Source organism: Rhodococcus sp. MTM3W5.2 (genome assembly GCF_001984015.1).
Classification (GTDB): domain Bacteria; phylum Actinomycetota; class Actinomycetes; order Mycobacteriales; family Mycobacteriaceae; genus Rhodococcus_G; species Rhodococcus_G oryzae.
The window spans coordinates 2,869,474-2,896,373 of record NZ_CP019572.1; the positions used below are offsets into that span (position 1 = coordinate 2,869,474).

1 protein-coding gene is annotated in these 26,900 nt (G+C 69.2%); it reads left to right on the forward strand.

Features of this window, described 5'->3' with window-relative positions:
- Nucleotides 1–26,874: a non-ribosomal peptide synthetase gene (locus tag BTZ20_RS13250; RefSeq protein ID WP_077041691.1), complete on the forward strand. Its 26,874-nt coding sequence runs from the start codon at nucleotides 1–3 to the stop codon at nucleotides 26,872–26,874.
- Nucleotides 26,875–26,900: the final 26 nt, after the last annotated feature.

Genomic DNA, 26,900 nt, shown 5'->3' on the forward strand with positions numbered 1-26,900 from the left:
ATGACGACTACACCTTCGCAGGGGCCAGCCCAAGACCCTTACGGGCAGTACACGGCTTTTCCGCTGTCGGCAGTCCAACGGAGTATGTGGTTCGCACAGCAACTCAGCCCAACCGTCCCGGAGTTCATCGCGCACTACATCGAACTGCACGGCGACCTGGACCTCGAACTGCTCCGCCGGTCGGTCGATGCCACCGCGCTCGAGTTCGAATCCCCGATGCTGAAGATGGTGGACGTCGACGGCGAGCCGTATCAGGTGATCGACCCGAACTGCGACACCTCCACCGGATATATCGACTTCCGTGGGGAACCCGACCCGACCGCCGCCGCCCACGCATGGATCGAGGGGGAGTACACGACGCCGGTCGACCTGGCCCGTGACCGACTGATCGATACCTCTGTCCTCCAGGTCGGCGACCGAGATTACTTGTGGTACGCGCGAATTCACCATGTGGTCCTCGACGGTTACGGCGGTGCGACGCTGATCAACAGGATCGCGGCGCACTACACAGCGGCGGCCAACGGCACCGAGCCGGCACCGAATCGCGCCCTGCCCGTGCGCGACCTCTACGACCTGGATCAGAAGTACCGGAATTCCGACCGATTCACCGCGGACCGGAACTACTGGGCGGAACACATCGTCGGCATCGAGTCGGGTTCCACCCTTGCGCACCGGGAGGCAGCCGCCACCGCACGTGTTTCGCTGGTGAGTGCTCGCCTGTCGGATGCGGGTCTGTCCGCTCTGGAGGACTCGGACCACCGGGTCGGAGCGACCTCGGCCGCGATGATCATCGCGGCCTTCGGCGTCTACCTCGGGCGGATGACGGGCGAGCGCGACCTCCTGATCAACCTGCCCGTGTCCGGCCGGACGACGGCACAGTTGCAGCGATCAGGGGGCATGCTCGCCACCGTCGCGCCGCTGCACATCACGGTGGACGAAACCGATACCGTGGCCGAGATCGTCGGGCGGGTCCAGCTCGAGCTCATGGGGGCGCTCCGGCATCAGCGGTGCAGTGTCGAGGACATCCGCCGCGATGCCGGGCTGACCGGCTCCTCGCGTGGGCTCGCGGGCCCGATGGTCAACGTCATGCTCTTCAACCAGGTGGTCACCCTCGGCCCCATCGTCGGCGGCTACCACATCGTCACCTCCGGACCCGTCGAAGACCTGCTGGTCAACATCTACAAGAGCGGAGCCGACGAGCGGACCCTCGTCGACTTCCGCGGCAACCCGAACCGATACGACGACGACGAGCTCCGGACGCACCACGGCCAGTTCGTCGAGCTGCTCGAGGAGTTCCTGGCCGCCACGCCGAGCACCCGGCTCGGCGACATCCACGCGACCAGCGCGGAGGCGGGCGTCCGCCAACGCAGGATCAACGAGGACCGCGGCTATTGGACCCGCGCACTCGCCCACCTGCCAACTGCCGCCTCGGTTCCCCTCGATAGGCCTCGGCCCGTACGGCAGTCGGGACCGACCGGGCACGTCGACATCGAGATCGACCGACGCATCCACCGACGGATGGCCGACCTGGCCTGGCGGTCGGACTCGAGCGTCTTCGCGGTGATGCACACCGCGCTCGCCGTATTACTCGGCCGGCTCGGGGACACCGACGACGTCGCCCTCGGCACCGTGGTCAACCGCAGGCAGGCGACCGAGCCACCCGACACCGCCGACCCGGGCAACCCGGTGGTGTTGCGGAACACGGTCTCGGGGGCCTCCACCTTCACCGACCAGCTCGCCACCATCCGCGATTCGGACCGGATGGCGCTGCGACACTCCGATCTTCCGTACGAGAAGGTCGTCGAGGGACTGGTCGCCGCGGCGAGTGGACCGATGGAACCGCCCTTCCGGGTCCTGTTCGAATTCGGGAACAAGGGCGACCCCGAATCCGGTCAGGACAGCCTGAGGATCGGGACGGGAGAGGTCGACGTCCGCATCGTCTTCACCGAACTGACCACCCACGCCGGGGAACCCGCGGGGATCGCGGGCCGCATCCTCTTCCAGACAGACCTGTACGACCGCACCACCATCACCGAGTTCGCGGACCGGATCGACCGGATCCTGCAGAGCGCCACCGCCGACCCCGATCTGCCGGTCGGCGACATCAGACTCCTCGGACCCGCCGAGTTCGACTCGCTCACACCCGTACTGGGCGCGCCAGGAGTCCCGCCGCGGCCACTGCCCGACCTCCTCTCCGCGGCCGCCGCGATCGCACCCGACAACGACGCCATGAGGTTCGAGGGCGCCGGCCTGACCTATCGCGAACTCGACGATCGGTCCACCCAGCTCGCACGTGTGCTGATCGGTCGCGGGGTCGGCCCGGAATCCGTTGTCGCGCTGTCGATCGCCAGGTCGATCGACTCGGTACTCGCGCTGTGGGCGGTCGCCAAGACCGGCGCGGCCTTCGTGCCGGTCGACCCCAACTATCCGCCGGACCGCATCGCGCACATGCTCACCGATTCCGGCGCGGTCCTCGGACTCGCCGCAGGCGACGGCGAGCGGTCCGACACCACGCCGTGGCTGGATCTACACGACCCCGAACTGGGTCGCCTGTGGTCCGAGCAGTCGACGGCCCCGATCGCCGATGCGGACCGCACCGGCCCACTGCGGATCGACCATGCGGCCTACCTGATCTACACCTCCGGGTCGACCGGTCTGCCCAAGGGTGTCGTGGTCACCCACCGAGCCCTGGCGAACCTGGCCGCCGATACTCGCGAGCGTTTCGACGTCACGCCCGACTCGCGAACCCTGCACTTCAGCTCGCCCAGCTTCGACGCGTCGATCATGGAGCTGTTCATGACCGTCTGCGCCGGTGCGACGATGGTCATCGCCCCGTCCACTCTGTACGGCGGTGCCGAACTGGCCGAGTTGCTCAGCCGCGAGCGGGTCACGCACGCGTTCGTCATCCCGGCCGTACTCGCCTCGGTCGATCCGGCAGGACTCGACCACATCGAGTGCATCCTCACCGGCGGAGACGTCTGTCCACCGGCACTCGTCGAACAGTGGGGCCGGGGCCGGACGTTGTTGAACGGGTACGGCCCGACCGAGGCCACCGTCATCGCGAGCGCCAGCGGACCGCTGTCACCCGGAGAGCGGGTCGGCATCGGCCGTCCCTTCGTCGGCTTCGGGTTGATGGTGCTCGACTCCCGCCTCAACCCCGTCCCGGTCGGCGTTCCCGGCGAGCTGTACATCTGTGGCCCCGGGGTCGCCAGGGGCTACCACCGGCGACCGACGACCACCGCCGAACGATTCGTCGCGAACCCGCACTCACGCTCCGGGGCACCGATGTACCGCACCGGTGACCTGGTGCGGTGGGCGGACTCCGGAGGCAACGGCGAGATCTCCCTCGAGTACCTGGGGCGCACCGACTTCCAGATCAAGATCAGGGGCTACCGGATCGAGCTCGGGGAGATCGACGCGGTTCTGCGCTCGCACCCGAGCGTCGGTTTCGCATTGACCACCGGCCACCCAGGCCCCTCGGGTGACACCGTGCTGGTGAGCTACCTCGCGCCCGAACCCGGACGCGAGGTCGACGAACCCGGAGTCCTCGCCCAGGCAGCGGCCGCGCTGCCTGCACACATGGTGCCCGCCAGTATCACCGTCCTCGACGAGGTGCCCTTGACCCCGGCGGGCAAGGTGGACCGAAACGCGCTGCCCGCGCCTCGCTTCGACGGGAGCATCGCCGGATACCGGCCGCCGCTGGGCGAGACCGAGGAGGCGATCGCGGCGGTCCTCGCGGGCGTGCTGCAGCGCGAGCGAATCGGCGTCGACGACAGCTTCTTCGATCTCGGTGGCAACTCACTGGTCGCCACCAAGGTGGTGACCAGGATCAACGCCGCCCTCGGCACCGAGATCGGGGTGCTCGACCTGTTCGAGGCACCGACCGTCGCGAGCCTTGCGGAGCGAATCGGAGCCGGTGGCGTGCGCACGGGGCGCGGCCCCGTCCTGCGGGCGGTACCGCGAACTGGTCCGGTGCCGGTTTCGCTGGCACAGCAACGGATGTGGATCGTCAATCAACTCGACACCTCCTCGGCCGCGTACAACATCCCGATCGCGGTGTCCCTGTCGGGCGAGCTCGACGTGATCGCGCTCCGGATGGGGCTCGTCGATGTCCTCACCCGGCACGAATCGCTGCGCACCGTCTTCCCGAACAGCGACAACGGCCCGGTCCAGGTGGTGCTCGCCGCCGAGAGGGCAATCCCCGATCTCGAGGTGACCTCCACCGACGAGGCCGAGCTCGACGAGCACCTGAAGCTGATCGCGACCGCGGGATTCGACGTCGCCGAGGACCTGCCGGTCCGGATCAGGCTGCTCCGCACCGGTCCCACCGAGCACGTCCTTGTCATCGTGGCCCACCACATCGCAGCGGACGGACTGTCGATGCCGCCGCTCGCGCGCGACGTCATGACCGCATACGTCGCCCGTACGGCGGGCCGGGCACCGGATTGGACGCCGCTCGAGGTCCAGTATTCGGATTTCGCGGTGTGGCAGCGCGAGATCCTCGGCTCCGAACACGATCCGGACAGCCGGCTCTCTCGGCAGCTCGACTTCTGGACACACGCACTCGACGGCGCACCGGAGCTGCTCGAACTGCCCACCGATCGACCTCGGCCCGCGCAGCCGACCGTTCGCGGTGGCGTCGTCGACTTCACCATTCCTGCTCACCTGCATCGCGGGCTGCTCGAGATCGCGGGAGCACGGAACGCCAGCCTGTTCATGGTCTTGCACGCGGCGCTCGCGGTGCTGCTGGCGAGGGCGAGCGATTCGACCGACATCTCGATCGGCACCCCGGTCGGCGGGCGCGGCGAGGCGGCGCTCGACGACGTGGTCGGCATGTTCGTCAACACCCTCGTGCTTCGCACGCAGGTGGACGGCGGCGGCACCTTCTCGGACCTGCTCACCCAGACTCGCACGACCGACCTCGAGGCCTTCGGACACACCGACCTCCCCTACGAACTACTGGTGGAGGCGCTGCACCCCAATCGCTCCGCCGCGCATTCGCCGCTGTTCCAGGTGATGCTCGTCCTGCAGGGGCTCGAGGGAACCGAACTCGAACTGCCGGGCCTCGACGTGCGGGTCAGCGATGTGGACACCCAGACCGCCAAGTTCGACCTCCAGGTGATCCTCACCGAGAACTGGGAGGACGCCGACTCACCCGGTCGCGAGGGACAGCGCGAGCCAGGGCCGATCACCGCCCAGTTCTCCTATGCCCGTGACCTGTTCGACCCCGCCTCGATGTCTGGGCTGGCCGAGCGGTTCGTCCGCATCCTCGAGGCGGTGACCTCCGACGCCGACGCGACGGTCGGCGACATCGCCCTGCTCGGCGCCGACGAGCGGGAGCGGGTGCTCGAGGGATGGAACAACACCGCCGCCCTGGTGCCCGACACCACGCTCGTCGGGCTCCTCGACGACCAGGTGGCGCGTACGCCGGACGCGGTGGCCCTCGTCGTCGACTCCGAACAACTCACCTACGCAGCGTTCGACGCACGGGTCAATCAGCTGGCCAGGGAGCTGATCTCCCGGGGTGTCGGGCCCGAATCGAGGGTGGCCGTGGCCATCCGGCGCTCCACCGAGCTCGTGATCGGCATCCACGCGATCGTCAAGGCAGGCGGCGCGTACGTTCCGCTCGACCCCGACCACCCCGCGGCCCGAACCGAGTACGTGCTCGACAGCTCCGCCCCCGTGTGCGTGCTCAGCACCGCGGCCGACCAGGCCGGACTGCGCAGCACCGTCGAGATACTGCAGATCGATTCGATGGACCTGTCCCGGCATTCGACTGCTCCGATCACCGACGCCGACCGGACAGCACCGCTGCGACCCGACAACACCGCCTACGTCATCTACACCTCCGGCTCCACCGGCAGGCCGAAGGGTGTCGCGGTCACCCACCGGGCCATCGTCAACCGCCTGATCTGGATGCAGGAGACGTACGGTCTCGATCCGACCGATGCGGTCCTGCAGAAGACCCCGGCGACCTTCGACGTGTCCGTGTGGGAGTTCTTCTGGCCGTTGCAGACCGGCGCCAGGCTGGTCGTCGCGGCACCCGACGGACATCGTGACCCCGGCTATCTCTCTCGCATCATCGAGGCCGAGCAGGTCACCACCATGCACTTCGTGCCCTCGATGCTGGCCGCGTTCACCTCGGAGGCCGACCCCGCGCGGTGCACCTCGCTGCGCCGGGTGTTCTGCAGCGGCGAGGCGCTGCCGCCCGCCACCGCCGATGCCTTCCGCCGGTTCAACGGCGCGGAACTGCACAATCTCTACGGCCCAACCGAGGCCGCGGTCGACGTGACCTCGTGGGAGTGCAGCGAATACGACCGTGTCACCGTTCCGATCGGCGCACCGGTGTGGAACACCGGCGTGTACGTCCTCGACTCGCGTCTGCACCCGGTTCCGCTCGGGATCCCCGGCGAGCTCTACCTCGTCGGTAGCCAGCTGGCGCGCGGCTATGTGGGCCGCAGTGGGCTCACGGCGGACCGATTCGTGGCCAGCCCCTTCGGCACACCCGGCGAACGGATGTACCGGACCGGCGACGTGGTCCGGTGGCGGCGCAACTGGGAGGCCGTCGGATCGCTGGAGTACATCGGTCGATCCGATTTCCAGGTCAAGCTCCGCGGGCTGCGGATCGAACTCGGCGAGGTCGAGTCGGCCATGTTCGTCGACCCCGCGATCGCACAGGCCGTGGTGGTCGTGCACGAGAGCCCCATCACCGGGGAGAGCCTGATCGGCTACGTGATCGCGGAAACCGGCGCCGAGGTGGACACGGCCGAACTGCGGGAGTCCCTTGGGAAGCTACTGCCGGGCTACATGGTGCCCGCGCAGATCATGGTGCTCGACGAGTTCCCGCTCGGCGCGACCGGCAAGCTCGATCGAAAGGCCCTGCCCGCACCCGATTTCCTGGTCTCCGGCGCGGAGTACCTGGCACCGCGCAACCCGATCGAGGAGATCCTCGCGACGATCACCGCGGATCTGCTGGGCAGACCGCGGATCGGGGTGCTCGACAACTTCTTCGATCTGGGTGGGAATTCGCTGATCGCCACCAGGCTCGTCGCGCGCGCCAACTCGGCGCTGGGGTCGCAGCTCGGGGTGCGTGAGGTCTTCGACTCCCTGACGGTGGCGGGCATGGCGGCCCGCATCGAATCCCAGGCCTCCCACGAGAGTGGCAGTCCCGAACTGGTCGCGGGTGTACGTCCCACCCCGGTGCCGGTATCGCTGGCCCAGAAGCGAATGTGGTTCATCAACCAGTTCGACACCGATTCGCCTGCCTACAACGTGGCGATGGCGGTGCGGCTGACCGGACGGCTCGACGAGGACGCGTTGCGGGCGTCCGTGACGGACGTACTCGAGCGGCACGAATCGCTGCGAACGCTCTTCCCGTCCGTTGACGGCGAACCGACCCAGGTCATCGTGTCGACCTCCGAGGCATTGCCCGACCTTCCCACCGAGGAGGTTCTCGCGGCCGACCTCGACACCCGGATCGGCGCGCTGGCAGGCTCCGGTTTCGATGTGACGGCCGCGGTTCCGTTGCGCGCAGGGTTGTTCCGAACCGGCCCCGATGAGCACGTGCTGGCCCTCGTCGTGCACCACATCTGCGCGGACGGATTCTCGCTGGCCCCACTCGCGCGGGACCTGATGGTCGCGTACACCGCCCGCTCCGATGGGCATGGCCCGCAATGGGCGCCGCTTCCCGTCCAGTACGCCGACTTCACGCTGTGGCAGCACCGGGTACTCGGTGACTTCACGGATCCGGGCAGCCTGCTCTCGATTCAGCTCGACCACTGGCGACAGGAGCTCGACGGCATGCCGGAACTGCTGGCGCTGCCGACCGATCGCCCGCGGCCACAGGTCCCGTCGATGCGCGGCGCCGTGCAGGAGTTCGCCGTCGACCAGCAGGTTCACCAGCAGTTGGTGCGGCTGGCCCGCGAACACAGTTCCAGCGTGTTCATGGCCGTGCATGCCGCACTCGCGGTGTTGCTCGCGCGCTCGTGCGACACCGACGACGTGCCCATCGGCACCCCCATCGCGGGCCGCGGCGAGGCCGCCCTCGACGACATGGTCGGCATGTTCGTCAACACCCTGGTGCTGCGGAGCAGGGTGGGGAGCGACACCAGCTTCACCGACCTGCTGGCACGGACCCGCGAGACGGACCTGCGCGCCTTCCATCACGCGGACCTCCCGTTCGAGCGCCTGGTCGACGCCATGTCACTGGAGCGTTCGACCTCCTACACACCGCTTTTCCAGGTGGTGTTCGAGTTCCGCAACAACGACAGGGCGCGACTGGAGCTGCCGGGTCTGACGGTCGAGGGCATCGACCTGGGCACCGAGATCTCCAACTTCGACCTCCAGCTCACCTGCACCGAGGAGTTCGACGACACGGGGGCACCCGCGGGCATCTCCGCCGGGTTCACCTACGCGACCGACCTTTTCGACCCTGCCACCGTCGCCGGGTTCGGTCGACGGCTGGTGGCGATCCTCGCGGCGGTCACCGCCGATCCCACCGTCGCGGTCGGGGACATCGATCTGCTCGATGCCGCCGAACTCACCGCGCTCGCCCCCGCACGCGGTCCTGCGTCCGTGCCCGCGCGCACCCTTCCCGAGATCCTCGCCGCCCCGCTCGCGCTCGCGCCCGACTCGCTCGCGCTGATCACCGAGGATCACGAGCTGACCTACCGCGAGGTCGACGACCGGGCGAATCGGCTGGCCCGCATCCTGATCGAGGAGGGCGTCGGTCCGGGTTCCGTGGTCGCGATCGCGGTGCCCAGGTCGGTCGAGTCGGTGCTGTCGGTGTGGGCCGTGGCGAAGACGGGTGCCGCCTTTGTGCCCGTCGACCCGGACTATCCGCGGGAACGGATCGAGCACATGCTCACCGACTCCGGCGCGACCGTGGGTCTCACGGTCACCGAGTACGGCAGGCGGCTGCCCACCCTCGCCCGATACCTCGAACTCGACGCGCCGGACATGAAGGCGGGACTGGCCGCCGCAGCGGCCACAGCGGTGACCGATACCGACCGGATCACACCGCTGTCGCTCGATCACCCGGCGTACGTGATCTACACGTCGGGGTCAACGGGGACGCCGAAGGGCGTCGTCGTCCCGCACCGAGGGCTGGCCAACCTCGCGGCCTCGATGCGAGACCGGTTCGCCATCACCCCGTCGTCGCGCACGCTGCATCTCGCATCGCCCAGTTTCGACGCATCGGTCCTCGAGCTGGTGATGGCGTTCGGCGCTGGCGCGACCATGGTCGTCGCCCGACCGGGCGTCTACGGCGGAACCGAACTCGCCGACCTGCTCCGCCGCGATCGGGTCTCGCACGCCTTCGTCACCCCCGCCGCACTGGAATCGGTGGATCCGCACCAGCTGGACGACCTGGACTGCGTGGTGACCGGCGCCGACACCTGCCCACCGGACCTCGTCGGTAAGTGGGTCACGGCCAGGCGGCGGATGTTCAACGGCTACGGCCCGACCGAGGCGACGGTCGTGGCGACTGTGAGCCCGCCGATGAGCCCCGGCGACCCCGTGGTCATCGGGCGGCCGATCCGGGGCTGCGGCCTGCTGGTTCTCGATTCGAGGCTGCGAGCGGTGCCGCTCGGGGTCCCGGGCGAGCTGTACATCAGCGGGCCCTCGCTCGCGCACGGCTACCGCAATCGCGCAGGCACCACCTCAGACAGGTTCGTGGCCAACCCGTTCGGCGAACCGGGGGAGCGGATGTACCGGACCGGGGACCTGGTCCGGTGGGTTCGCGCCGTCGGCGACACGACGGGGGTCGACGGGACCGTGCCGGTGGGCGACCTCGAATACCTGGGCCGCACCGACTTCCAGGTCAAGATCCGCGGGTTCCGGATCGAGCTCGGCGAGATCGAGGCGGCGCTCGCCAGCTATGAGGGCGTCTCCAGCGCGGTCGCGACCGCGCACTCGAACGGCTCCGGCCCCGGCCGGCTGGTCGGCTACGTGGTCCCCGAGCCCGGGGTGGAGCTCGACGAGGCCTCGATCCTCTCGTTCGTCAGCGGCATCCTGGCGCCCTACATGGTGCCCGCCGCGCTGATCGTGCTCGACGGCCTGCCGCTCACCCCGGTCGGCAAGCTCGATCGGAAGGCGTTGCCGAAGCCCGACTTCGGTGCCCTTGCCACGCCCGGCCGGGCGCCGGATTCCGAACTCGAGGCCGTCCTGGCGACGTTGTTCGCCGACGTGCTCGGCCTGGATGCGGTGGGCGTGGACGACTCGTTCTTCGCGCTCGGCGGCGACAGCATCATGTCGATCCAGCTCGTGTCGCGGGCCAAGGCGGCCGGTGTGGTGCTGACCCCGCGAGACGTGTTCGAAGCCAAGACCGTCTCGAAGCTGGCGCTGGTCGCCGGGCTCGGCGAGACCTCGGAGGCCGTCACCCTCGAGGAACTGGCAGGCGGCGGCGTCGGCGAGATGCCCCTGACACCGATCGTGGCCTGGCTGCTCGAACGCGGCGGCAACTTCGACCGGCTCACCCAGTCCGCTCTGCTCATCGCTCCCGAGGACCTCACCGACACCGGGGAACTCGGCCGCGTGCTCCAGACCGTGCTCGATCGGCACGACATGTTGCGGGCCAGGTTGCATACGAACCCGGCAGCCGGTCCGGACACGCGTGCGGACGCGAGGATGGAGGTGGCCGAGCCGGGGTCGGTCGACGCCGCCGACCTCATCCGCCGGATCGAGGTGGCCGCGACGCCCGAGGATCCCGAATTCGACGCCGAGGTGATCGCGCAGTTCGAGGCGGCCGAGCAGCGGCTGGACCCGGCCGCGGGCGTCATGATGCAGGTCGTGTGGCTCGATTCCGGCGCGGGCGTCGGCCGAATCCTGATGGTGGTCCACCACGCCGTGATCGACGGGGTGTCGTGGCGCGTGTTGGTACCGGACCTGGCGTCGGCATGGGCGCAGATCCGCGCGGGTCAGGATCCGGAGCTGGACCCGGTGGGGACCTCGATGCGGCGCTGGGCGCACGCCCTCGTGCAGGAGAGCGAGAACAGAACCGACGAGCTGGTCCGCTGGCGCGAGATGCTCTCCGGGAACGACCCTGTCATCGGTTCGCGTGCACTGGATCCCGCGGTCGACACGAACGAGACCGTGCAGAAGATCAACGTCGAGCTGTCGACCGAGGTCACGGACGCGGTACTCACACGGATTCCCGAGGCGTTCCACGGCAGCGTCAACGACGGACTGCTCACCGCGCTGGCGTTGGCCGTGTCCCGGTGGCGTCGCGACCGCGGAGTTCATGCGACCGCGACGGTGGTCAACCTCGAAGGACACGGCCGCGAGGATCAGGTGGTCCCCGGCGCGGACCTGTCGCGCACGGTGGGCTGGTTCACCACGGTCTTCCCCATGCGGCTCGAGCTGTCCGACATCGATCTCGACGACGCCTTCGCGGGCGGCCGCGATGCAGGCGCCGCGGTGAAGGCGGTCAAGGAACAACTGCTCGCGGTACCCGACCACGGCATCGGCTTCGGCATACTGCGGTACCTGAGCGAGCACGCAGGCGAACTGGGGGAGCTGCCGACGCCGCAGATCAGCTTCAACTACCTCGGACGCCTGACCGCGGGCGGCACCGACGACGGGCCGAGCGTCGGGTGGAGCCCGGTCGCAGACACCGATCTGGATCTGGTCGGCACCGTCGACATGCCACCGTCGGCGGTCCTGGACATCAACGCGGTCACCACCGAGACACCCGACGGCCCGCGGCTGCGGTCCACATGGACCTTCCCCGGCGAGGTCCTCACCGCCGCGGAGGCGATCGATCTCGCGGACCTGTGGGCCGCGGCGCTGACCGCGCTGGCGCGACATGCCGCCACCCCCACCGCGGGCGGGCTCACCCCGTCGGACCTCGACCTGGTGGACCTCGAGCAGGGCACCATCGAACGACTCGAGAACCGCTACCCGGACCTCGCCGACATCTGGTCGCTGTCGCCGCTGCAGACCGGACTGCTCTTCCACGCGCTGCTGGCCGAGAAGTCGGTCGATCAGTACACGGTGCAACTCGCGCTCGATGTTCGGGGCGCAGACCCCGAGCGCATCTGGCGGGCGGGCCAGGCCCTGATCGACCGGCACCCGAACTTGCGCACGTCCTTCATCGCCGACATCGACGGTGTGACCGTGCAGGTGCAGCACCGGCACGTGCAGCTGCCGTGGACCGAGCTCGACCTGACTGCGCTCGACGACGGGGATCGTGAGGCCGAGGTCGCGCGCGTCCTGGACGAGGACCGGCACCACGGATTCGACATGGAATCGCCGCCGCTGCTTCGATTCCTGCTCATCCGGACCGGCCCCGACACCCACCGACTGGTGATGACGAACCACCACATCCTGCTCGACGGCTGGTCGGCGCCGCTGATGCTGCGGGAACTGCTGGCCCTGTACGCGACCGACGGCGACGCGACGACACTGCCTCGGGCCAATGCCTACCGGGACTACCTGAAGTGGTTGTCCCAGCGCGATTCCGAGAAGTCGATGGACGTGTGGATGCAGGCCCTCGCCGGAGTCGACGAACCCACGCTCGTCGCGCCGTTGGACCGCGCCAGGCTGCAGTGGGACAGCGCGCTCTCGGTTCTCGTCGAGATGGGGGTCGAACGGACGCAGCGCCTGCGGGCCGTTGCCCGCGAGCGCGGGCTCACCCTGAACACGCTCATCCGTGCCGCCTGGGGCATCATCGTCGCCGAGCTGACGGGCCGCGACGACGTGGTCTTCGGCAGCACAGTCTCCGGGCGACCCCCGCAGATCCCCGGCATCGAGTCGATGATCGGCCTGTTCATCAACACGCTGCCCGTCCGGATCACCCTCGACCCGTTCGAGAGCCTCGGCGAGCTGCTGAGCCGAATCCAAGACGAGCAGACCGCCCTGCTCGATCACCACTATCTCGGACTCAGCGACATCCAGGACGCGGCGGGGCCCGCGGCCACCTTCGACACGTTGACCGTCTTCGAGTCGTACCCGTTCGACCGGGCGGCGCTGACCGCCGACGTCGATATCGCCGGGCTGCGGGTGCTCGGGATCCCCGAGATCAACGATGCGGCCCACTATCCGCTGGCCCTGGTCGCCTCCGCGGAGGAGCAGTTGCGGCTCAAGGTCGAGTACTTCCCGGATCTGTTCGAGCGCGCGGACGCGGAGACCATCGCCGCGCGCACCGCGCGGGTGTTGGACGCCTTCGCCGACAGCCCGGACCTGCCGCTGTCCCGGCTGCGACTGCTCTCGCCCGAGGAGGAAGCCGAACTGCTCCCGGTCGACGGCGGTGCGTCCGAGAGCGCGCGGACGCTGCCCGAGCTGTTCACGGACGGAGCGCGGATCGACCCCACCGCGGTGGCGCTGACGATGGCAGGCCGCGAGATGTCCTATCGCGAGCTCGACGAGCGGTCGAATCAGATCGCCAGGAGTCTCCTCGAGCGGGGCCTCGGGCCGGGTTCGGTTGTCGCCCTCGCGATCAGGCGTTCCATCGAATCAGTCATGTCGGTCTGGGCGATCACCAAGACGGGAGCGACCTTCGTCCCGGTGGACCCGAACTACCCGCCCGACCGGATCGAGCACATGCTCTCCGACTCCGGCGCGACCTTCGGACTGACCATCGCCGAGTACCGCGACCGCCTACCTGGGACGGCAGCATGGTCGGTGATCGACGATCCGGAGGCTTCTGCCGAGTTCGACGGCAGGTCGACCGCCGCGGTCACCGACGCCGACCGCCCGCGCCCCCTGCGGGTCGACGACATCGCGTACGTGATCTACACGTCCGGGTCGACGGGGCTCCCGAAGGGAGTGGTGGTCTCGCACCGGTCGTTCGAGAAGCTCGTCGCCGTGCAGCACGACCTGTTCGCCCCGACCTCGGCATCGCGCACCCTGCATTTCGCCAGTCCCAGCTTCGACGCGTCGGTCTTCGAGTACCTGCTCGCCGCAGGCGCGGGAGCGACGCTGGTGATCGTGCCGCCCACGGTGTACGGCGGGATCGAACTGGCCCGGCTGCTCAAGCAGGAACGGGTCACCCACGGCTTCATCATCAGCTCGGCGCTGTCGGGGATGGACCCGGCCGGTCTCGACGACTTCCAGGACGTGCTGTTCGGCGGCGAGGCCGCCCCGCCGGAGCTGGTGCCGCGCTGGGCTCCCGGGCGCCGGCTGTGGAACGCCTACGGCCCCACCGAGGGCACGATCGTGACGAACTTCAGCGATCCGGTGTCGGTGGACGCGCCGGTCACCATCGGCGGACCGCTGCGCGGGATCCAGGAGATCCTGCTGGACGGCTTCCTGCGTCCCGTCCCGATCGGGGTGCCAGGCGAGCTGTACATCGCGGGACACAACGTGGCGCTCGGCTATCACCGTCGCACCGGCCTCACCGCCGGTCGATTCGTGGCGAATCCGTTCGGCGGCCCCGGCGAACGGATGTACCGGACCGGCGACGTCGTGCGGTGGCGGCGCTCCCCGGACTCCGGCCGACTCGTGATCGAGTACATCGGGCGCAGCGACTTCCAGGTCAAGGTCCGCGGGTTCCGCATCGAGCTCGGCGACATCGACAGCGCCCTCGGCGAGCACGAGGGCATCGACTTCTCCGTGACCATCGGGCACGGATCGGCGAGCAACGCCGTTCTGGCCTCGTACGTGCTGCCGGCCGCAGGCAACCGGATCGAGCCGGCCGAGGTCCGCGAGTTCCTGTCGACCCGGCTGCCCTCGCACATGGTGCCCTCGAGCGTGATGATCCTCGACGACATCCCGCTGACCCCCGTCGGCAAGCTGGACCGCGCCGCGCTGCCCGCGCCGGAGTTCGCCGCCACCACCGAGTTCCGGGCGCCGACCACGGCGCTTGAACGCACCATCGCCGATGTCTTCGCCGCCGTCCTCGGCCTCGACCGTGTCGGCCTCGACGACAGCTTCTTCGACCTCGGCGGCAACTCGCTGAGCGCGACCCGCGTCACCGCGCGGCTGTCGTCCGCGCTCGAGATCGACCTCAGCGTCCGCGCCCTGTTCGAGGCGCCCACCGCAGGCACCCTCGCACAGCGGGTCGCGCTGTCCGACGGTGAGCACCGGCGTCCACCGCTCGAGGTGACCGACCGGCCCGACCGACTCCCGCTGTCGTTGGCGCAGCAACGGATGTGGTTCCTCAACCAGTTCGACACCGAGTCCGCCGCGTACAACATCCCGCTGGCCGTACGCCTCACCGGGCACCTCGACACGACAGCGCTGCGCGACGCCGTTGCCGACGTCGTCGACAGGCACGAATCACTGCGCACCCTGTTCCCCATGGTCGACGGTCAGCCCACCCAGGTGATCGTGCCCGCGGCAGCCGCGGTGCCGGACCTCACCGCAATCGACACCACCGAGTCCGAACTGCCGCAGCGCATCTCCGACCTGATCTCGGGCGGATTCGACGTCACCGACGCGGTGCCCGTGCGCGCCGCCCTGCTGCGCATCGGCCCCGACGAGCACGTGCTGGTGCTCGTCGTCCACCACATCAGCGCCGACGGATTCTCGATGTCCCCGCTGGTCCGGGACGTGATGGCCGCCTACACCGCGCGGGTGTCGGGTGCCCTGGCACCGTGGTCCCCGCTGCCGGTCCAGTACGCCGACTACGCGCTCTGGCAACACCGCGTCCTCGGCTCCGAGGACGACCCCGAGTCCCTGCTCGCGCGCCAGCTCGACCACTGGACGGAAGCCCTCTCGGGGTTGCCCGAGGTGATCGCGCTGCCCACCGATCGACCGCGGCCGGTCTACCAGAGCTTCCACGGCGAACGATTCGAGTTCACCGTGCCCCCGGAGGTGCACCGCGCCCTCGTCGACCTGGCACGGCAACACAACTCGACGATGTTCATGGCCGGCCACGCCGCGCTGTCGCTGCTGCTCGCGAAGCTCTCCGGAACCACCGACGTCGCCGTCGGCACCCCGATCGCGGGACGCGGCGAGGCTGCGCTCGACGATCTGGTCGGCATGTTCGTCAACACCCTCGTGCTGCGCAACGAGGTGGATCCACGGGCATCGTTCGGGGAGCTCCTCGACAACGTGCGCGAGGTGGACGTCGCCGCGTTCGCGCACGCGGACCTGCCGTTCGAGCGGCTCGTCGAGGCACTCGCCCCCGAACGGTCCACCGCACACTCGCCGTTGTTCCAGGTGCTGCTCGAGTTCCAGAACAACGACCTGCCCCACCTGGAGTTGCCCGGACTGACAGCGGACGGAATCGATCTCGACCTGGCCGTCGCCAAGTTCGACCTGCAGCTGACACTCGCCGAGCGGTATGGGGAGGACGGGAGCCCGGCCGGGATCGCGGCGGTGTTCACCTACGCCGACGATCTGTTCGACCCCGGTACCGTGCGCGGCTTCTCGGGGCGACTGTGTGCCCTCCTCGACACGGTGACCACGCATCCCGACCGCGCTGTCGGGGACATCGAGATCACCGTCCCTGCCGAGCGCGACGCGATGGCCTCGCTCTGGAACGTCGCGGGCGTGCCCGCACCGACGGGCACCCTGGTGGATCGATTCGCGAGCACGGTCGCCCGGCGGCCGGAAGCGGTCGCCGTGTCCTGCGACGGTGAAACCCTGACCTACGCGGAACTCGACGACCGGGCCAACCGGCTCGCCCGGGTCCTGATCGGCAGGGGCGCCGGACCCGAATCCCTCGTCGCGGTCGCGCTTCCGCGCACCAACGACCTGATCGTGGCGCTGTTGGCAGTGGTCAAGTCCGGCGCCGGCTATCTGCCCGTCGACGTGACGTACCCGGCCGACCGGCTGACGTTCATGCTCGAGGACGCGGAGCCGATCTGCGTGATCTCCACCGGTGCCGACCTCGAACGCCTGCCCGGCACCGAAGTGCCCGTCGTGGTGCTGGATTCGGATGAGTTGGCGACCCGACTCGCCACGGCATCGGGCGCGCCCGTCACCGACACCGATCGGCTGGCCCCGCTCGACCCAGCGGACACCGCCTACGTGATCTACACCTCCGGGTCGACCGGGCGACCGAAGGGCGTCGTCGTCTCGCACCGCAACGTGCTCACACTCTTCGCGAACACCGAAGAGAAGTTCGGGTTCGACGAGTCCGACGTGTGGACGATGTTCCACTCCTACGCATTCGACTTCTCGGTCTGGGAGCTGTGGGGCCCGCTCCTGTACGGCGGCACCCTGGTGGTCGTCGACTACTACACCGCCCGCTCACCGGAGATGTTCCTGGAGCTGTTGCGGCGCGAGCGGGTGACGGTGCTCAATCAGACGCCGACCGCGTTCTACCAGCTGGCCGAGGCCGACCGGCTGGCCTCGGGAGACACACCGGCTTTGGCCTTGCGCTACGTGATCTTCGGTGGTGAAGCGCTCGATCTCGGTCAGCTGAGCCGCTGGTACGGCAGGCATGGCGACAGCGCTCCCACGCTGGTCAACATGTACGGCATCACCGAGACCACCGTGCACGTCAGTCACCTCCCACTCGACAGCGCCTACGCCGCAGAGGCTTCCGCGAGCGTCATCGGCCGGGCGATCCCCGGTCTACGGGTGTCGGTGCTCGATCAACGACTGCACCCGGTCCCGCCAGGGGTGACGGGAGAGATGTACGTCGCAGGGGATCAGGTCTCGCGTGGCTACCTCGGCCGGGCGGCGCTGACCTCCGCGCGATTCGTCGCAGATCCCATGGGTGCCCCCGGTGCACGGATGTACCGAACCGGTGATGTGGCCCGCTGGAATCGGGATGGCCAACTGGAGTACCTGGGCCGCAGCGACTTCCAGGTCAAGGTCCGCGGGTTCCGGATCGAGCTCGGCGAGATCGAGGCGGTCCTGCTGCGGTTCCCTGGCGTCGCGCAGGCCGTGTCCCTCGTGCGCGAGGACCCGCGGGGCAACCGGTTGATCGCCTATGTGGTCCCGGAGCCGGGGGTACGCCCGGACGAGAACGAGGTGCTCGAGTTCGCGGGCACCCAACTCGCCTCGCACATGGTGCCCGCGGCGGTGCTGGTCATCGACGAGCTTCCGCTGACCGCAAACGGCAAACTGGACCGGAAGGCACTGCCGGAACCGGATTTCGCGACCCGGGTCCATACCGGCCGCGCGCCGAGCACCGAGACCGAGACCGTATTGGCGACCCTGTACGCCGAAGTTCTCGGTCTGGACTCGGTGGGCGTGGAGGATTCGTTCTTCGCGCTCGGCGGCGACAGCATCATGTCGATCCAGCTCGTGTCCCGGGCCAAGGCTGCCGGTGTCGCGATCTCGCCGCGGGAGGTCTTCGAACACAAGACGGTCGCCGCGCTCGCCGTCGTGGCCGAATCGGCCGAGGTCGGGGACGCGATCGTGCTCGACGAGCTCGCGGGCGGGGGAGTCGGCGAGCTGCCGTTGACCCCGGTCATGCACTGGCTGACCGACCGCGCCGGAGCCGCAGGGGACATCCGCCGCTACACCCAGACGGCCATGCTGACGCTGCCGCCCGGGGCGGACGGGGACACCGTCGAGCGCACACTGCAGGCGGTTCTCGACCACCACGACATGTTGCGGTCCAGGCTGATCCAGCGCGATCCCGACCGCGAACCGGCGATGACGGTCGCCGAACCGGGGTCGGTGCCCGCCGCGTCGGTACTGCGCCGGGTCGCGGTCGCAGGCGTGGAAGGCCCCGAGTTCTCCGCGATCGCGGCGGCCGAACTCGACGCGGCGGCGGACCGACTCGACCCGCGGGCCGGCACGATGCTGCAGGTGGTCTGGTTCGACCCCTCGGACTGCGGCGAACCCGATGCTCCTGGCCGACTGCTGATGGTCGTGCACCACGCGGTGATCGACGGGGTGTCGTGGCGGGTGCTGGTGCCGGACCTGGCGTCGGCGTGGGCACAGATTCGCGCGGGTCAAGATCCCGTACTGGCACCGGTGGGGACCTCGATGCGCCGCTGGACGCACGCCCTGGCCGAGGCGAGCGCGACCAGGTCCGGGGAGATGGACCTGTGGCGGCGGATGCTGGCCGGTCCGGATCCGGTGATCGGTTCGCGTGCACTGGATCCGGCGGTCGACACCAACGAGACCGTGCAGAAGATCACCGTCGAGCTCCCGAGCGAGGTCACGGAGTCGCTGCTGACGCGGCTTCCGGAGGCATTCCACGGCAGCGTCAACGACAGCCTGCTCACCGCGCTGGCGATGGCCGTGTCCCGGTGGCGCTCCGCCCGCGGCGAAGAGGTGTCGGCGACGGTGGTCAATCTGGAGGGCCACGGCCGCGAGGATCACGTGATCGCGGGCGCCGACCTGTCGCGGACGGTGGGCTGGTTCACCACGATCTTCCCGGTCCGCCTCGACCTGTCCGACATCGATCTCGACGACGCCTTCGCAGGCGGGCCGGATGCGGGCGCTGCGGTCAAGGTCGTGAAGGAACGGTTGCTCTCGATACCCGATCACGGCATCGGATTCGGGATGCTCCGGTACCTGAGCGAACACCAGAACGAATTGCGTGAACTGCCCGCGCCGCAGATCAGCTTCAACTACCTCGGCCGGATGACGGAGGGAGCCGGGACGCTGGACCCCGGCACCGGCTGGACCCCGGTCACCGACACCGACCTCGACGACGCCCCGAGCAAGCAGATGCCGGTTGCGTCGGTACTGGACATCAACGCGCTGACCCTCGGTTCCCCGGACGGTCCGCGGCTGCGCGCGACCTGGTCGTTCCCGACGCGGGTCCTGCGAGCCCTCGAGGTCCGCGAGCTGGCGGACCTGTGGGCCGAGGCCTTGACCGCGCTGGCCCGGCACGCCGCGGCGCCCACCGCGGGCGGGCTCACGCCGTCGGACCTCGCCCTGGTGGACCTCGAGCAGGACACCATCGAGCGGCTCGAGGGCCGGTTCCCTGGCCTCGCCGACGTCTGGTCCCTGTCCCCGTTGCAGTCCGGCCTGCTCTTCCATGCGCAGATGTCGGACGCGTCGGTCGATCCGTATCTCGTTCAACTCACCATGACGCTGCGGGGCACGGTCGACCCGGCCCGCATCCGCAGGGCCGGTCAGGCGCTGCTCGACCGGCACCCGAACCTGCGGGCGGCGTTCGTCGCCGAACAGGGCGGCGTCGCCGTCCAGGTCATCGCGGATCACGTCGAGCTGCCGTGGCGCGAAATCGATCTCACCGAGACGGCGTCCGAGGACCGCGAGGACGCCCATGCCGCGGTCGTGGCGGCCGACCGGGCGACGAGGTTCGCCATGTCGTCCGCGCCTCTCCTTCGCCTGATGCTCGTGAAGTTCGACGAGGACGAGTACCGGTTGACGCTGACCAACCACCACATCCTGATCGACGGCTGGTCGACACCGATCGTCATCCGGGACCTGCTGACCCTGTACGCGACCGACGGGGATGCCTCGGCACTTCCGCCTGTGCATCCCTACCGCGATTACCTGGTCTGGATGTCCCGGCGTGACGTCGAACAGTCGACAGAGGCGTGGCGGCAGGCACTCTCGGACGTCGAGGAACCGACCGTGCTGGCGCCCGCGAACGACGGTCGTCCGCATTCGGGCAGCCAGGAGATCGGGCTGACGCTGTCCGAAGCCGAGACCAGCCTGCTGCGACTGGTGGCGGGCGAGCGCGGCCTCACCCTCAACACGATGCTCCAGGCGGCATGGGGAATCGTGCTCGGCGCGCTGATCAGTCGCGACGACGTGGTGTTCGGCAGCACGGTCTCGGGCAGACCGCCGGGGATCGCCGGCATCGAGTCGATGGTCGGCCTGTTCATCAACACCCTGCCGGTCCGGGTCATCCTCGATCCGTACGAGAGCCTCGGCGGGTTGCTCGACCGGGTCCAGCACGAGCAGGTCGCGCTGCTCGACCACCACTACCTCGGGCTGGCGGACATCCAGAAGGTGGCCGCACCCGCCGCCGCCTTCGACACCCTCACCGTGTTCGAGTCCTACCCGATCGATCGCGCAGGCCTGACCGAGCAGACCGATATCGCGGGCATGCGCATCGCGGGCTTCGACGGGCGGGATTCGGCGCATTACCCGCTGGCCATCGTCGCCTCCGGTGAGGAGAACCTGCACCTGAAGCTCGAATACCTCGCCACTGCCTTCGACGTTGCCGCCGTGGAGTCCATCGCGGCCCGGGTACGCCGGGTACTGGTCGCGATGGCCACCCATCCCGACCTGCAGCTCGCCCGGATGGACCTGCTGTCGGCGGACGAGCGCGCCGCCCTGGTCCCCGTGCACGGCAGGCCGGGTGTCTCGGCCAGGACGCTCCCGGAGCTGTTCGAGGACGCGGCGGCCGCGAGCCCGGAGGCCACCGCGCTGGTCCACGAGGGACGCCACGTCAGCTATCTCGAGCTCGACATGCGTTCGACGCAGTTGGCGCGCCTGCTCATCGCGAGGGGAGCGGGACCGGAAACCTATGTTGCTCTTGGCATCCCGCGATCCATCGAATCGGTGCTCGCCGTGTGGGCGGTGGCCAAGACCGGTGCGGCCTTCGTGCCCGTCGACCCCAACTACCCGCAGGACCGGATCGAGCACATGCTGACCGACTCCGGCGCCACCCTCGGACTCGCCATGACCGCGGATCGCGCGCGGCTGCCCGACTCCGTGCCGTGGCTGCTCCTCGACGGGCCCGACTGCACCGCCGAACTGGCGGCCCAGTCCACCCGTCGAGTGGTCGACGCGGACCGGATCTCGCCGATCAGCATGAACAACGCCGTCTATGTCGTCTACACCTCGGGTTCGACAGGAACGCCGAAGGGCGTGGTGATCACTCACGTCGGCCTTGAGAACTTCGCCACCGACCAGCGCGAACGGTTCGCCGCGACGCCGATGTCGCGGACCCTGCACTTCTCGACGCCGAGCTTCGACGGTGCCGTCTTCGAATACCTGCAGGCTTTCGGACTCGGTTCGACGATGGTGATCGCGCCGCAGTCCGTGTACGGCGGAGCCGAACTCGCGCACCTGATCAAGGTCGAGGGAGTCACCCATGCGTTCGTGACGACGGCCGCGCTGGCGACGGTGGACCCGGGTGGCCTCGTCGAGTTCCAGCACGTGGCCTTCGGTGGGGAGGCCTGCCCGCCGGAGCTGGTCACCAGGTGGGCGCCGGGACGCAAACTGACGAACGCGTACGGCCCGACCGAGACCACGATCATGGCCAACATCAGCGACCCGATGACGGTGGGTGAGCCAATCACGCTCGGCGGACCGATCCGCGGGGTGTCCGAGGTCGTGCTGGACGGGTACCTGCGGCCGGTTCCCGTCGGCGTCCCCGGCGAGTTGTACATCGCGGGTGTCGGACTGGCCCGCGGATATCACCGGAGGGGCGCCCTGACCGCGGACCGGTTCGTGGCGAATCCGTACGGGCAACCGGGAGATCGGATGTACCGCACCGGGGACATCGTCCGCTGGCGGCTGGAACCCGGGTCCGGCGAACGCACGGTCGAGTACATCGGGCGCAGCGATTTCCAGCTGAAGGTGCGCGGCTTCCGGATCGAGCTCGGCGAGATCGACTCCGAGATCATGGCGTACCCCGGCGTGAGCTTCGCGGTGACCGTCGGCGTGCCGGGTCCGTCCGGCGACACCGTGCTGGCCAGCTACGTGGTACCGATGGCGGACGTACCGGTGCGGGTACCGGCGTTGACCGATCACCTGGCGGGCCGGCTGCCGTCTCACATGGTGCCGTCGAGCATCATCCTGATCGACGAGATCCCGCTGACCCATGTCGGCAAGCTCGACCGGTCGGCGCTGCCGGAGCCCGAATTCGTCGGCACCACCACCGAATACCGCGCACCGAGCACGCCGCTCGAACGCACCATCGCCGAGGTGTTCGCCGCGGTCCTCGGTGTCGATCGGATCGGCGTCGACGACAGCTTCTTCGATCTCGGCGGGAACTCGCTGATCGCCACCCGGGTCACGGCACGGCTCGGGACCGCGCTCGGGGCGAAGATCGGCGTCCGCACGCTCTTCGAGTCGCCGACCATCACCGCTCTTGCCGAACTGCTCTCGCCCGAGCGCACCGGCACCGATGCCCGGCCTCCGCTCATCGCGATCGAGCGACCGCCGGTGATCCCCGTGTCGCTGGCCCAGAAGCGGATGTGGTTCCTGAACCAGTTCGACACCGCCTCGCCCGCGTACAACATCCCGCTGGCGGTATCGCTGTCCGGTCGCCTCGACACCGAGGCGCTCGGCGCCGCGATCCGGGACGTGCTCGACCGACACGAGTCGCTGCGCACGATGTTCCCCGTCCACGACGGCGAACCCACACAGCTCGTGGTGCCCACCGACCAGGTCCTGCCCGCCCTGACGACGATCTCCGTCACCGACGCCGAACTGAACTCGCGCATCATCGAACTCGCGGGCACGGGCTTCGACGTCACCGCGGCGGTACCGGTGCGGGCCGCGTTGCTCCGGCTGGGCGAGCTCGAACACGTCCTGACCATCGTGGTGCACCACATCTGCGCCGACGGTTCCTCCCTCGGACCGCTCGCCAGGGACGTGATGGTCGCCTACAACGCCAGGGTCAACGGCTCGGCACCGGGATGGGACCCGCTGCCGGTCCAATATGCCGACTACACCCTCTGGCAGCACCGCATGCTCGGCGCCGAGGACGATCCGGCGTCGTTGATCTCCGCGCAGCTCGAATACTGGAACCAGAACCTCGCGGACCTGCCGGACGTGATCGCGCTGCCGACCGACCGCCCACGTCCGATGCAGCAGACCTTCCGCGGCGACCGCATCGAGTTCGCGATCGACGCAGGGCTGCACGCCCGCATCGGCGACCTGGCGCGGGCAAACAATTCGACCGTCTTCATGGTGATGCACGCGGCGCTCGCGGTCCTGCTGGCCCGGCTCGGCGACACCGACGACGTCGCCATTGGTACCCCGATCGCCGGTAGGGGCGAGGCCGAACTCGATGAGATGATCGGCATGTTCGTCAACACCCTCGTCCTGCGCACCCACGTCGACCCCGATGCCGACTTCCTCGAGCTCCTCGAATCGGCCCGGGAGACAGATCTCGCGGCGTTCGCGCACGCCGACCTCCCGTTCGAGCGGATCGTCGAGGCGCTGAACCCGGCCCGATCCACGTCCTACCAGCCGCTCTTCCAGGTCGCGCTGGAGTTCCAGAACACGGAGCGGCCGCACCTGGCGCTCCCCGGCCTCGACGTCGACGGCGTCGACCTCGACATCCGGGTTGCGAAGGAGGACCTTGAGCTGATCCTCGCCGAGGACCTCGCGGCGGACGGCACGCCCGCGGGTGTGCGTGGCGGCATCGACTACGCCACCGACCTGTTCGACCCCGAGACCGTGCGCGCCTTCGCGGATCGCTTCGTCCGCGTGCTCGACTCGGTGACCGCCGACCCGCGCCGGGCGATCGGCAACATCGGCATCCTCGGCGAGGTCGAGATATCCGACATGGCACCGGCGCTCGGACCCGAGGGTGGCGCACCGCAACTGTGGCCGGACATCCTGTCCGCCGCCGCGGCCGCAGCACCCGAGTCGCTCGCGTTGTCCTTCGAGGACGAGCACCTGACCTATCGCGAACTCGACGAGCGGTCGAACCGGTTGGCCCGGGTGCTGCGAGGGTCCGGGGTCGGCCCGGAGACCTTCGTCGCGCTCGGCCTGCCCCGCTCGATCGAGGAGATCGTGTCGATCTGGGCGGTGGCGAAGGCAGGCGCCGCGTTCGTGCCCGTCGATCCGACCTATCCGCCGGAACGAATCGAGTACATGCTCGTGGATTCCCGTGCCGTCGTCGGGCTGACCGTCGCATCGCGGCGCGGGCAGCTCCCCGACACGATTCCGTGGCTCGTGATGGACGCCCCCGACTTCCTCGCTGCCATGTCCGCGGTGTCGGCGGCGCCCGTCACCGACGCGGACCGGACCGCCCCCCTGCACCTCGCCCACCCGGCTTATCTGATCTACACCTCCGGATCCACCGGTCTGCCCAAGGGCGTCATCGTCACGCATCAGGGCATCGCGAACCTCACCGCGGAGGAACACAGCCGGTTCGGTGTCACCGAGCGGTCGCGGGTCTCGCACCTGGCGTCCCCGAGCTTCGACGCCTCCGTGTTCGAGCTGATGATGGCCTTCGGCACCTCCGCAGGCGTGGTGATCGTGCCGCCCACCGTGTACGGCGGCCCCGATCTCGAGGACCTGCTCCGGCGCGAGCACGTCACCCACGCCTTCATCACCCCGACCGCCCTGGCGTCGATGGAGGACCGGGATCTGTCGGAGCTGGAGGTCCTCGCGGTCGCCGGTGAGGCATGCCCGCCGGACCTGGTGGACGTCTGGGCGCGGGGGCGCCGGATGTTCAACGGCTACGGGCCGACCGAGACCACGATCCAGGCAAGCGTCAGCGACCCGATGGAGAGTGGCGTACCCGTCAACATCGGCAATCCGGCCATCGGATTCGGCGAGGTCGTGCTCGACGCCCACCTGCAGCCGGTCCCGGTCGGGGTTCCTGGCGAGATGTACATCCTCGGTCTCGGGCTGGCCCGCGGCTACCACAATCGCATCGGGTTGACCTCCGAACGTTTCGTGGCGAGCCCGTTCGGCGATCCGGGGCAGCGGATGTACCGCACGGGGGACATCGTCCGCTGGCAGCGTGATCCCCGGACCGGAGATCACACCATCGAGTACATCGGCCGCAGCGACTTCCAGGTGAAGGTCCACGGCTTCCGCATCGAGCTCGGCGAGATCGACACCGTGCTGACGCACCACCCCGACATCGCGTTCTCGGCCACCATCGGTCGCACCGGGCCGTCCGGGGACACCCTGCTCGCGTCCTACGTACACCCGGTGGAGGGCCGCACCCTGGTACCCGCCCAGGTCAGGTCCTTCGCCTCGGGCCGCCTGCCCGCCCACATGGTGCCGTCGGCCGTCGTGGTCCTCGACACGATCCCGATGACGCCCGTCGGCAAGCTCGACCGAAAGGCACTGCCCACGCCCGAGTTCGGTGCACACGCCGACGAGTACCGCGCGCCGGCCACACCGACCGAGCTGGCGATCACACAGGCCTACGCCGAGGTGCTCGGCGTCGAACGCGTCGGCGTCGACGACAGCTTCTTCGACCTCGGAGGCACCTCGATCGTGGCCACCCGGGTCGTCACCGAGCTCCGCGCGCGGTTCGGGGATCGGATCCAGCTGCAGTCGATCTTCCTCGATCCGACTCCGGCCGGGCTCGCACATCGCCTCGACGAGGAGTCGACGCAGTCGGCCGCCGATGAGGCTCTGCAGGTGGTGATCCCGCTGCGGCCAAGCGGTACCAAGCCGGCCCTGTTCTGCGTGCACCCCGGAATCGGCCTGAGTTGGGGATACGCCGGGCTGGTTCAGCACCTCGCCCAGGACCGCCCCGCCTTCGGCCTGCAGCTGCCGCTCATCAGCGGGGGGCCGCGCTTCGAGTCGATCGAGCAACTGGCGCACCGGTACGTACAGGAGATGCGCGCGGTCCAGGGCCACGGCCCGTACCACCTGCTCGGCTGGTCCCTCGGCGGCGTGATCGCGCACGCCATGGCCGTGGAGCTGCGACGCGACGGCGACGAGGTGGCGACGCTGGCGATCATGGACAGCTATGTCACCGCCGACGGGATCCCGCAGGTGCTGACCGTCGAGGAGCTGTTGCAGGGCCTCGGGCTCGACCTCCGCACCCCGGAGGGCGAGGAGCTGACCTACGCGCGGGCGGTCGAACTGCTCGACGAGTCCCTCGGACAGCAGACCGGCCTCACCGCCGCTCACCTCGAGCGGATCAGCGCCGGCTTCACCAATTCGGCGGAGATCATGGATCGATTCCATCCCGCGGTCTTCGACGGCGACCTGCTCTTCTTCAGCGCGGCAGGCGCTTCCGGGAACGGCGAGCATTCACCCGAGGAGTGGCGTCCTGCGGTCACCGGCGGAATCCGCGAGGTCCAAGTGGACTGCGGTCACAACCAGATGATCGAACCCGAATCGTTGGCCGTGGTCGGTCCCGCGCTCGAGGAGTACCTCTCCTCGCACTGACGAAAACTTCGGCGGTGCGCGGAAAC

Excerpts from the sequence above, each read along its gene's own strand:
- BTZ20_RS13250 (WP_077041691.1), top strand. The coding sequence starts at position 1 with ATGACGACTACACCTTCGCAGGGGCCAGCCCAAGACCCTTACGGGCAG.